This is a genomic window from Candidatus Saganbacteria bacterium (genome assembly GCA_026387835.1).
Classification (GTDB): Bacteria; Margulisbacteria; WOR-1; order JAKLHX01; family JAKLHX01; genus JAPLKZ01.
Genome location: JAPLKZ010000007.1, coordinates 144,832 through 156,186, shown reverse-complemented (window position 1 = coordinate 156,186; position 11,355 = coordinate 144,832). Strand labels below are relative to the sequence as shown.

The following is an 11,355-nucleotide window of genomic DNA, read 5'->3' as shown; positions in this document are numbered from 1 at the left end:
TCAAGGGTGTTAGTTATACCGTATCCGAGAAATCCACCAACTCCATACAGATTATCGTTTGCAAGCGAGTTCATGTCATATTCGGCAGCTCCCAACCAACCCATTTTGCCTTGGCCCATAGGGTTTGCCGTTAGAAGCACTTGGGCGCCTGCAACGGATGCGATGACAATCATAATAGTCAATGCTAATAATAATTTCTTCATTTTCTCACCTCCCCTCTCTTTGATTTGAAATTATAACAGATGTTACACCTTTGTCAAGAATATTTTACATTGCAGCAAAGAATATTTAACATAAGGCCTTTCGTATTCCTAAAACACGAAAGACCATTATGCTATAAAACAAGAAATTGGATTACAGATACAGATGCGCTCCAATAGTAGCAGTGTTAAAAATGCTGAAAGTCGTAGTATTAGCTAATGATGTGACACTTACAGGCCAGACCTTAAGTTCAAGTACTAAAGATTGGTTTATTTTTGTGTCCACTCCGCAGGTGAAAGCTGCCGTCCATGTTGATCCGCCTGTTGCCGAGGTAAGGTTAAATATTCCGCCAATATTTACCTCGTTACCGGATATTTTCGTGACATCAACGTCTCCGGCAAGCAACAACGTAAAAACACTGGTTCCGGCTGCAGAAGCAAATCCAACTCCCAACTGACCGCGGGCGTCATTTGAGAAATTATACCTCAATGTCGGTGTACCACCGTAAAACCCAACACCTAATTTTCCCGAATCACCTGTCTTTGCCGGGGTCGTTCCATCAGCGAACGAAATGGCTGATAACATTAGTATTAATACAACTGACAATCCTATTAATTTTTTCAATTCTTTCACCCCCCTTCTATACTATTTTATTCCCTTGTATCCCTGATAAAATTAGCAAGCCAGCTCGCCGCAAGGTCTTTGCAGCCGAGCCCGAAAGCTATCGCGCCCGCCAGAGCGAAGAAACCGAGGATTATATCCGGCCTCGCAATGACCTGGGCCGAAATGCCGAGCATATCGAGTCCCATGACTATACCGTAGATCACGGTCACATATTGAGCTAATTTTGCTATCAGCCTGTATCCCGGCAGGAATATCAGGCCTCCGAGGAACAGGATCACGCCCGAAAGCAGAGAGCCGAGGACCACTGTAAGTATAAGCACAAATAAGGCATTGATCACATTACCGCTCAGATAGTTCAATATGACCCTTAATATTTTCAGGGCTGTAATATAATTCAGGGCGTAGATTATGGCGATCCCGCTTGCGAGCACTACCAGCCAGAAGATCATATCGCCCAACAGCGAGGTGAATGAATTATTGATGCCGGTCTTTTTAAGAAGGCCCTTCAGACCGATCGTGCCGGAAAGAGCATCGATCTTTACCAAATTAAAAATATAGCAGCAGACGGATTGCACGAGCTTTGCTATCAGGACCGCTATTATCAAAAGTACGATCCCGAGCAGGAGCTTCTGAATATGGACACCGAGCGGAGTGGCAAACAACCTCAGGACATCGGATATCGTGATCATGACAGGAAACCTCCTTTTATTTTATTCAAATGAAATTTATTATCAATGATACAAGTATGAATGTGACGGCAAGCCCCGCGGTAAGGCGGTCAAGCCCTTCCTCAAGCCCTTTTTGAGAGCCGAACACGTGGGCAGTTCCGCCAATGCCCCCGAGCCCTTCCCCTTTCGCACTGTGAAGAAGGACTGTGATGATGAGTCCGAGAGCGGAGATTATCTGAACTGCAAGAAGCAGTGATTTCATACGAATATTTTTGCACAGAGGCAGTAAAATGTCAATGAAGAAGACAAAATGCGGACTAAAAGATCAAATATATCCCTCCGATCATCAGCAATATCCCGCATATCTTTTTTATCCACACAGTTCCGTTGGAGCGCTCGTTCCAGTTCAGGTATTTTTGGACACTCTCTGTAGATGTCCCGGCAAAAACAATAACGCTGCAATGTCCGATCCCGTAAGCTAAAAGAAGCAGCATCCCGTACCACAGCTCTTTTGAGGAAAGGTTGAATACTATTGCCAGCATCGGTGCAAGATAGGCAAAAGTACACGGCCCCATGGCTATTCCAAATATCAGGCCGAGCATGAAAGCAGCAAACAATCCCTTTTTATTTCCGGCCCGTGACCGGTCGAACCTGCTAAAGAATGGCAAAGAGATTATTCCTGTCAAATGCAGGCCTATTATGATCAAGACAGCAGCAACAAAATAACTCCCAATGTTTCCGATATTTCCAAGCATCCTTCCCATTAGACCGGTGATCAGTCCTATTAGCGCAATCGTTATCAGTATCCCTAGCGAGAAAACCAGCGCTAAAGTGAATGCCTTTCTTGTCGTCATTTTCTCCTGATCGCTGATAAAACCGATTATCAAAGGGATGCTTGAAAGATGGCACGGGCTTAAGATTATACTCATTATCCCCCAGACGAATGCGGAGGCTACCGCGATATATGGAGTTGAATAAAGAGCTGAGGACAGAAAATTAAATATTTCCAGCATTTTGACCTAATTTCTTGTCTATTATTTTCGCGATTTCACTCGCCGGATAAAATCCTGTGTGACGGAAGAACTCTTTGCCCTTATTATCCATGAATACCTGGGTCGGGATCATATTTACCCCGTACTTTTCTGCGGCATAAGAACCCATGGGTTTCTTAATATCGTAAAAGATAACGATCACTTCACCTTTATATTTTTCCTCGATCTCTTTCATGACCGGCTGCATCATTTTGCATGGTATGCAATTTACAGATCCGATCTCGAGGAAGGTGATCTTTATATTGTTTTTGGGTTTGACCGCTTTTTTAGCGCTCTCAGCAGGGATAGAACTCATAATTAATAATAAAATAAATACTCCGGACACCAATATAAAACGGGTCTTGTTTCGCATTAATTTACACCTTTTCCCTTCATTGCTAAACCGGATCTCTTCTTCTGCTCTATTCTAAAATATGAAATTGAATAAGTATCCTGTCAGGATTATTCCCAGAGCGACTATCCCAAAAAACGTATAAAGGAGCCTTGGCTTTATAACTGATCTCAGTATCAGGAACTCCGGAAGTGATAATCCGGTGACCGCCATAAGAAAAGCAAGCGAAGTCCCCAGCGGAAGGCCTTTTAACATCAGGGCCTGAGCTACAGGTATAGCTCCCGCGCAGTTCGCATAAATAGGAACCCCTATGATCGTCGCTATGATCACGGCAAAAGGATTACTGCGCCCAGCATATTGTGTAAGAAGGTCTCCGGGCACATATCCGTGGATCAAAGCGCCTATCCCTATTCCAACCATTACATATATCCATACATACTTGAACACGTCGATCGAGTAATTGAAAGAATATATTATTCTTTCCTTTATAGGACTGCTGCCCGGCATATCGGCATTGTTGAATTTTGAACTGGAGATGTTCTCAGATACAAATCGCTCCATTTTCATCCTTCCGATCAGATATCCGGCCAGAGTTGCGATCGTCATCCCGCTCAGGATATAGATCAGCGACACCTGCCAGCCGAAAAGCCCCCATAGCATCACAACGGCTATCTCGTTTATCATCGGCGAAGCTATCAAAAACGACATCGTGACACCGAGAGGAATGCCTGACTGGAGCATTCCCATGAACAAAGGAATTGCAGAACAAGTGCAGAACGGCATAAATATCCCAAAAAATGAAACGAGAATATTCCCGATAACTTCAGATTTACCAGCAACGATTTTTCTTATCCTCTCGGGAGGTAGATATGTCCTCAGGAACGCGACAAAGAATATCACGCAGATGAGCATGAAATATATTTTCGGAACATCGTAGAAAAAGAAATTCATACTGTCCGCGAGATGCGTCTCTTTTGTCAGCCTCAATACATCATATGTAATAAGATCGGCAAACCATTTGAACATATCAATTCACCCCTTTCATTATTTCGCCGCTAGCGGCTTCTGAGCTCCGACTTTGATACTTGCAACAGAATCCGGCAAAATACCTTTTTCCTCTATCGGATAGATATCTTCACTTATTACCTTAATGTCATGAAATCCCGCTTTTTTAATATGGCCCAAATATTCTTCTTTTAGCACAGCTCCAGCGATACAACCGGTATAAGCTTCAATCGATTTCATAACAATCTTAGGCAAATCTTTTAATAGAACTAGATCCGATATCATCAGCCTGCCGCCCGGTTTCAGGACCCTGAAAGCTTCTTTAAATACTTTTTCCTTTTCCTGAGAAAGGTTTATAACACAATTAGAAATGATCACATCGACAGACGCGTTATCTACTGGAAGCTTCTCTATCTCTCCGAGCCTGAACTCAACATTCTTATAGCCGCCATTGAGGGCGTTCTGTTTCGCTTTTTTAACCATTTCGGGAGTCATGTCCACTCCTATCACTTTTCCGCTTTTGCCTACTTTAGATGACGCAAGAAATGCGTCAAATCCCGCGCCGCTGCCCAGGTCAAGGACGGTCTCCCCTTCTTTTAATGATGCTATTGCCACAGGATTACCGCAGCCCAGACCCAGATTTGATCCTTCAGGAACTGCTCCCATCTCCTGCCCGCTGTAACCGATATTTTTACTGATAACAGCCGCCGGACCGCTTCCGCAACAGGATGAGCCTGAACAACATCCTTTTTGTTTTCCAACCGCTATGCTGCCATATTTTTCTTTCACGGCTTTCTTTATAGTTTTATCTTTTCTTTTCATTTGAACCCTCCCCTCAGCCGCAAAGCCACACCTACCAGCGCTATCATTACCGGGACTTCCACAAGCGGACCGATAACAGCAGTAAAGGCAGGACCGGAATTGATCCCGAATACTGCGACTGCCACGGCAATTGCAAGCTCAAAATTGTTGCTTGCGGCCGTGAATGAAAGCGTTGTAGATTTTTTATAATTTGCGCCGAATCCTTTGCTCAAGGACCAGCTGATAAAAAACATCGCAATAAAGTATATGAGAAGCGGTATTGCTATCCTAAAGACATCATAAGGTATTTGTACAATGAGCTCTCCTTTTAAGCTGAACATGACAAATATTGTAAACAGCAGAGCGATCAGCGTTATCGGGCTGATCATAGGGATGAATCTGTCCTCGTACCAGGCCTTTCCTTTAGACTTGATAAGTGAAAATCTGGTAATGATACCTGCGAGGAACGGAATGCCAAGATAAATAAAAACACTTTTTGCCACATTAATAATAGAAATATTCACGATCGCGCCTTTTAATCCGAACAATCCCGGCAAGTATGTAATAAAGATCCAGGCGTAGACGCTGTAAAACAACACCTGAAAGATGCTGTTGAAAGCAATAAGCCCGGCGGCATATTCGCTGTCGCCATCCGCAAGCTCGTTCCAGACAATGACCATCGCGATACAGCGGGCAAGCCCGATCAAAATAAGGCCTACCATGTATTCCGGCCTGTCGCGGAGGAATAGCAGAGCAAGCGCGAACATGAGCACCGGTCCTATCAGCCAGTTTTGCACCAAAGACAAAATAAGCACTTTGACATCCGTAAAGACGTCTTTCAGTTCCTCATATTTAACTTTGGCGAGCGGAGGATACATCATAAGAATAAGGCCTATCGCTATAGGAATATTTGTTGTCCCGGACTGGAACCTGTTCCAGAACCCGACTATCTGCGGGAATAAGAAACCTATCCCGACCCCGGCAGCCATTACAGCAAATATCCACAAAGTCAGATACCTGTCTATGAACGACAACTTTTTAACTGTCATTATTGCCTCTCATTATTGTCTCTCCTTTTTAATTGGCCATTAGTCATTAGTTATTAGTCATTTTCCGAAGCTGCAGCATCCTCCCTCTATCTTTAACGCTTCCAGTTTTACCAGCCCGCGAGCGATCTTTTTCCTTGCCGATGATAATATCCTTGAGAACGTCGGCCTTGATATTTTCATCCTTTTGGCCGCCCTCTCCTGTTCAAGGCCTTCAAAGTCATAAAGCCTTATTGCCTCGAACTCATCCAGCGTTATAATTATCTCTCTGACTTCTTTCCTTGTTTTGCACTGCGGCTTAAAGAAGCGGAAGTCTTTATCGCATTTAATATGCCTTGTCTTTTTTGGCCTCATTTTGTTATGAACACCTGTTCATTACTCATCTTATCAGGCCGCATCGCACTTTGTCAACTATTTACCCTGAAATTCCGCCTCAATTTTATCGAGGTATATATTGAGAGGTATTATATTGCCAGCCAGCATCACATCTACGGGCAGATTTAAATGGGCTGTTGCCAGCCTTAGCGGCGTTGAGAGGCTCGGCTCTAATGTCGACCTTTCGCCGTCCATTGACAGGCTTATGAAAGTCTTTGGAAGAAGGCTTGCGATAATCCCGAGCGCGGAGTGTTCCAGCCTGATGAGGTACAGGTTTGATCGGGCAAGACGCGATGGGATCACTATAGCCGACAACCTTGAAAAACTCGATGCTTTGAGGAAAAAGACTGAAAATGGCGGAAAAAATGTCCTCGGGATCCCGTTCGGGGACGATACCGAAGCTCTTGTTGTTTCCTACCAAGCTCTTGACAGCTCCTCACCGCTGGATAGTTTCAGGATAAACTTCGGCAATCATGCGAGATGCCTGGAACACCATTCTAATGATGAGGAAAGCAGCTTTACCACGGACAGGGGTGGCGCTTTATTTGACGAAACAATAGAGGCTGCAGGACTCCCTTTTATTTTGAAGAATATGGAGGTCGTCAAGCTGGCCGAGAGACTTGACGGCAAAACCGGATATGACACTTCGGATATTCGTCCCATGATATGGACCACGCAAAAAGAAAAAGATGCCGCCGCCGGTATTTTCGCACTGACAAAATTCCTTCCTGAAAGGACCATCGGGCTCCACCTGACCGCGGGATCTTACAAAGTATTCGATCAGGTATGGCCGGCAAGCTCCTTCCATGAGGTCGCCGATCATTTCCTTAAAAAGAACTACAATATCCTTTTTATATGCGGTTCTCTTTTCGGCCATATTCCGGAAAACATGATGGACGACAACCAAAGATATTCGCATCTTGCCGCGCTCAGTAACAAAGAGATACACGAGAAATTCCTTGCGGAGCTGTCAGACAGGCACAGGGCTATCAAAGGCAACAAGCCATTCGGGCTGTTCTTCGGGGATGTGCTTGAAGAAGCGGAAGTGATCAGGATGTGCAGGAGCTTCTTGTCCATCGATACAGGGCCATCGCACCTTGCCTCTACCGTTGGCACTCCGAAGGTCACGATCGCGCACGATTGGCTCCAAAAATTAGTCTGGGTCAGGACGACCGGGCAGGATAAGTCTCTAGTTGCAAGAATTGACGGCAATAAAGTCATCGGGCCCGGACCTGTTGATGTCATAGTTGCAATGGAGGAAGTGCTTCACAGGTAAATCTTCCGGGCCGAGCCGGCCAATAATAACGGATATTTAGAAATTAAGTGAAATTTCCAAAAAAACCGTTCGATGTATTTATAGACGAAGTTATCTGTCAGAGGAGGAAAATAAAATGGGACTTCAAGCGAGCTGGCTTCCCCATAAAGTAAATCTTTTTACTGCGCGGCCGAATATTCGTTCTTTGTCTGCATTGCAGGGCTGCAGAAAGATATGGGCGGTTGTCCATGGCGGCGGACCTGCTCCGGGTAGCAGCGCCGCTGTCAAGGGAGCTGCCATTGCGGCGATCATCCGCGGGGACGGGATCGTAGCTTTTGAGGACGGATTCGCGGGACTTAAGGCGGGGAACGCTGTAGTCCTTACCAGACAGCTTATATCACGACTTGAGGCGATCGGAGCGATATGTTGCGGGACGTCAAGATTTAACCCTAAGGAAGCGGACAGAGCCGAGATCGTGAAGAATTTGAAAGGCTGGGGTTTTGACGGTCTTCTCGGGATCGGCGGGGACGACACAAACACTACTAACAGAAGGCTCGCAAGCCTTGGATTTCCTGTTGTAGGCGTGCCGAAAACGATCGACGATGACGTGCCGATGACCGGGATCACGCACGGGCATTTTACGGTCGTGGACGGCATGGCAGAAGCTATGATGGCCTTGAAGGATGATGCCGCCGCGCAGGATATCGCTTCAATATTCATTGCGGAACTTATGGGAAGAAGTTCGGGAGCTTTGGCCCTGCGGTCTGCAAAAGCCGCAGGCGCGACAGGGATATTCATACCGGAAGAGTTCTCTCTTAACGGGATAAGGCAGATACTAAAGGCAAGCTTTGCCTCCAAGGACCAGATCCTCGCCAGGACAGCAAGGATGCTTGAGGTCAACGGGCAGATACTGAGCACCGTGGATTTTATCAGGGCCGTAGAAGGAAACGGTATAACGGACGGAAGCCTTAAGCTCAACGCGACATTGCTTGCAAGAGAGATCGCCCAGACGATAAGTGACCGCGCAGGGACTAACAGGAACGGGCCGAAATACGGACTGTTCGCTGTCGCGGAAGGAATTGCTGACAGGCTGCCGACAAAAGTCTGCAAAACAGACGCAAAGGGGAAACCAATTAAATTTGAAGTCCTGGGATTAGGCGCTCAGGTCATAATCGGGATCGATAATCATAGTAATCCGAGGCTTGCTGATGTGGGTATTGCGCAAGCCCTTACCCCGCTTGTTAAAAAAGCGGCAAAGGACCTTGGTATCGACCTAAAGGTAGTCCCGAAACAACTGGGATATGAATTCAGATGCAGACGCCCTAACAGTTTTGATATAGGTCTTGGGCTTGAGGAGGGTGGTAAAGCGATAGAACTTCTTGACGCGGGCATGTCCGGCGTCATGGTGATATCAAAAGGATTCGGGAACCTGGGATATGTAAGATACGAAGACCTTTTGGTAGACGGAGCCGACCATTTACTCAAAAGACTTTTGGACCTGGGCAGTACTATGTACACTCAGGCCGCGGACATGCAGATGTTCAAAGCGCACAGGGATTGCGGTCCGAAACAACTACCATAATAGAAATGCTGGATAGATAGTTTTAAAGATCCCGGTATTTAGCCGGGGTCTTTTTATTTCTTCTCCAGAATAACAAACAGGATCGCAGATATTGCCGCCGCTACACTACCAAAGATGAAAGGCACACTGACACCGACATATGTCCAGAGAAGTCCGGCAATAAGAGAAGCAAAGAACGTGCAGAGGCCGACCGTTGTCTGATAGATGCCAAAGGCCGTGCCCGTCTTCTCGTTCGGGACCAGATTTGAAATGTAGGCTTTCCCTACCCCTTCGGTAAGTGCCATGTATATCCCGTAAAGAGGGAAAAGAACCCAAAGAAATACACTTGAATGTATTGCGCCAAATAAAAGATAAACAAAGGCAAAAAGCAAAAAACCGCTTAGAAGAACTTTTCTTGGTCCAATCTTATCAGACACTATTCCTGCCGGCATTGAAAACATTGCATATGTGAAATTGAAAAGTACGTATGTAAGCACTATCAAAGTGAGTGACAGGCCTAAATTTTGCGCCCGCAAGATCAGAAAGGCATCCGAACTGTTGCCTAAAGCAAAAATAAAACTGATCAGCAAATATATTTTAAAAGAAGGGTCGAGATCCTGCCATTTAAAATGGAACGCTTCGAAAGGACCGGTTTCTTTTCTTTTTTCTTTTACAAAGATGACAAGCAGGAGGATCCCGATAAAAGCCGGGATGAATGCAAGAAAGAATATGAGACGCAGATTATCATTCAAAAATCGGATTGCGATCAGAGCGAGGAGCGGGCCTATCACCGCTCCCAGAGTATCCAGGCCGCGGTGAAAACCGAACGATCTTCCTCTGACCGTGGCATCCGAGCTTTCGGCGATCAAAGCATCCCGCGCTGAAGTCCGCACCCCTTTTCCGAAACGGTCGACAAATCTGGCAAACAGGACCAGAGGCCAGCTGAAAGCAAAGCTTAAAAGTATTTTTGAAAATGCCGAGAATAAATATCCTGCAACTGTAAAGGGTTTTCTTGAACGGAATTTGTCGGAAAGCCATCCTGAGACGACTTTTAATAAGCTCGCGGTTGATTCGGCTATCCCCTCTATCAGACCGACTATTGCCACCGGCGCGCCCAGGACGCTTGTGAGGAATATAGGGACAAGAGGATAGATCATCTCCGAGGCGACATCGTTAAAGAAACTGACAAGACCGAGCCAGACAACGTTTTTCGGGATCTTTGTTTTCATACTTAACCCATTTTACTATAATTATATGCGCGGCGCCCCCTCGGCTTCGCTCGGGACAAGCTTTGACGAAGCCTGCCCGCATTGCTACGCGAGTGGTGAGACGCAAGCAGTTGTACGATTTTCTCGTACACCTAGCTTCCTATTTTTGTTTTATTTGCCTTTGTTTCTTCGCCGGCGGAAGATAGTTCTCGGATGTGATGACGCTTTTGCCCGTTTTTGATTCCAATTCCAACCGGGCTTTTCTTGCAATTTTTCCGCCTTTTTCCCCTGCTTTCGCGTTCTCGGGCATTCCTGTGGCATTGACGCTTTCGGCAATCTGTCTCGTGGAGAGTTCAGCAAGTGCGGTAAAAATCAGTTCTGCTTCGCTCATATGATCACGGAGATTCTGCGTTTTAAGACCTTTGATACCCTTATGTTTTTTCACTGAAACACCGCTCCATTCCCGGTGAATGATGTTTGTGAGAACAGCATATTCCTCTTCTTTGGTTATTTCATGGTCTTTCCAGTAGTCAGTGAGTTTATTCCTGGTTTCCTGCCCCATCATCCGCTGTTGGATCCACTTTTCACTTCTACCGAGTTGCTGCCAGTATTCGCGGGCGCGGTCAAGTGAGCGCGCGGGATCGCTCATATCCTGCAACCGTTCATACCCCACTTTTGCCAGCCACAGCTTTATCGGTTCCGCCTTGGGGCTGGGAACAGACTGAATAAGCCGAAGCATCGTTTCGGTGTCAGCCATATCCGTTATTCTCATTTTCCCGTCAGCGGCAGGCATTTTCAAACCGTTACATTTTGTAACGGTTTCATTTGCGCCTTCATCCAGTAAACGCTTTTTTAGAACTCTCCAATATACGGCCGGATTTTGGCTGTCAGTTAAAACCGCGACGATGTCCACAACAGAAAAATACCATTTTTCCGCTTTACTATCCCAGATCCTGCGAATTCCCTTTCCTTCAAATACCGCGATTTTATCTTCTTTCATTATTATTTCCTCCTCAACTGTAGGATTTTTCAACACCTCTCACAGCGATCCGCCTCGTAAGAGCTGACCGAAGCGTTCTATCTCCATATTACAGCAATCAGCCCGCCATCAAAGACCGCAGTTCGTCGTTCGCAGCTCGCAGTACGTACTGCTAACTGCGTGCTGCCTTAAGAGAAATCCACTATTTGAAAAGCGTTAGTCCTCTTCTTCCCTATATGCTCCATCGTC

Annotated in this window: 14 protein-coding genes; 2 read left to right on the top strand and 12 right to left on the bottom strand. The window is 45.9% G+C overall.

From position 1 onward, the window contains the following. From NTZ10_03375 to NTZ10_03330, 10 genes are all read right to left on the bottom strand, one after another. A partial coding sequence (locus NTZ10_03375; protein ID MCX5749268.1) for a hypothetical protein occupies positions 1 to 203 on the bottom strand: 203 nt, incomplete at its 3' end. A 151-nt stretch (positions 204 to 354) separates the two neighbouring features. Beyond that, positions 355 to 786 carry a hypothetical protein gene (locus NTZ10_03370; protein ID MCX5749267.1) on the bottom strand — a complete coding sequence of 144 codons (432 nt, stop codon included), beginning with the start codon at positions 784 to 786 and terminating at the stop codon, positions 355 to 357. A 65-nt stretch (positions 787 to 851) separates the two neighbouring features. Next, a complete protein-coding gene (locus NTZ10_03365; protein MCX5749266.1) occupies positions 852 to 1,514 on the bottom strand; it encodes a hypothetical protein in 663 nt (220 codons plus the stop codon). Positions 1,515 to 1,539: 25 nt separating this feature from the next. Continuing rightward, positions 1,540 to 1,755: a preprotein translocase subunit SecG gene (gene secG, locus NTZ10_03360; GenBank protein ID MCX5749265.1), complete on the bottom strand. Its 216-nt coding sequence runs from the start codon at positions 1,753 to 1,755 to the stop codon at positions 1,540 to 1,542. Positions 1,756 to 1,810: 55 nt separating this feature from the next. After that, entirely contained in the window at positions 1,811 to 2,506 is a 696-nt protein-coding gene (locus NTZ10_03355; GenBank protein ID MCX5749264.1) for a sulfite exporter TauE/SafE family protein, read from the bottom strand. Further along, the gene (locus NTZ10_03350; GenBank protein MCX5749263.1) at positions 2,490 to 2,897 is read right to left on the bottom strand and encodes a thioredoxin family protein; all 408 of its coding nucleotides are present in this window, start codon (positions 2,895 to 2,897) and stop codon (positions 2,490 to 2,492) included. Before NTZ10_03350 ends, NTZ10_03355 begins: the two co-directional genes overlap by 17 nt. Positions 2,898 to 2,951: 54 nt before the next feature. Further along, complete coding sequence (locus tag NTZ10_03345; GenBank protein MCX5749262.1) at positions 2,952 to 3,902, bottom strand: permease; 951 nt, start codon at positions 3,900 to 3,902, stop codon at positions 2,952 to 2,954. 18 nt (positions 3,903 to 3,920) lie between these two features. Next, positions 3,921 to 4,703 (bottom strand): arsenite methyltransferase, encoded by a 783-nt coding sequence (gene arsM, locus NTZ10_03340; protein ID MCX5749261.1) that lies wholly within the window; start codon positions 4,701 to 4,703, stop codon positions 3,921 to 3,923. After that, positions 4,700 to 5,731: an ACR3 family arsenite efflux transporter gene (gene arsB, locus NTZ10_03335; GenBank protein MCX5749260.1), complete on the bottom strand. Its 1,032-nt coding sequence runs from the start codon at positions 5,729 to 5,731 to the stop codon at positions 4,700 to 4,702. The genes arsM and arsB overlap by 4 nt, the downstream gene beginning before the upstream one ends. A 57-nt stretch (positions 5,732 to 5,788) precedes the next feature. Next, the gene (locus NTZ10_03330) at positions 5,789 to 6,082 is read right to left on the bottom strand and encodes a DUF134 domain-containing protein (GenBank protein ID MCX5749259.1); all 294 of its coding nucleotides are present in this window, start codon (positions 6,080 to 6,082) and stop codon (positions 5,789 to 5,791) included. Between the two features lie 115 nt (positions 6,083 to 6,197). Between NTZ10_03330 and NTZ10_03325 the strand changes: the two genes are divergently transcribed. Together NTZ10_03325 and NTZ10_03320 are read left to right on the top strand one after the other, a co-directional pair. Continuing rightward, entirely contained in the window at positions 6,198 to 7,379 is a 1,182-nt protein-coding gene (locus NTZ10_03325; protein ID MCX5749258.1) for a hypothetical protein, read from the top strand. A gap of 115 nt (positions 7,380 to 7,494) precedes the next feature. Continuing rightward, positions 7,495 to 8,940 (top strand): 6-phosphofructokinase, encoded by a 1,446-nt coding sequence (locus NTZ10_03320; protein MCX5749257.1) that lies wholly within the window; start codon positions 7,495 to 7,497, stop codon positions 8,938 to 8,940. 53 nt (positions 8,941 to 8,993) lie between these two features. On the opposite strand, the gene NTZ10_03315 is transcribed toward NTZ10_03320, so the two are convergent. Together NTZ10_03315 and NTZ10_03310 are read right to left on the bottom strand one after the other, a co-directional pair. Continuing rightward, positions 8,994 to 10,148 (bottom strand): MFS transporter, encoded by a 1,155-nt coding sequence (locus tag NTZ10_03315; GenBank protein ID MCX5749256.1) that lies wholly within the window; start codon positions 10,146 to 10,148, stop codon positions 8,994 to 8,996. 139 nt (positions 10,149 to 10,287) lie between these two features. Then, complete coding sequence (locus NTZ10_03310) at positions 10,288 to 11,127, bottom strand: Bro-N domain-containing protein (GenBank protein ID MCX5749255.1); 840 nt, start codon at positions 11,125 to 11,127, stop codon at positions 10,288 to 10,290. Positions 11,128 to 11,355 lie beyond the last annotated feature (228 nt).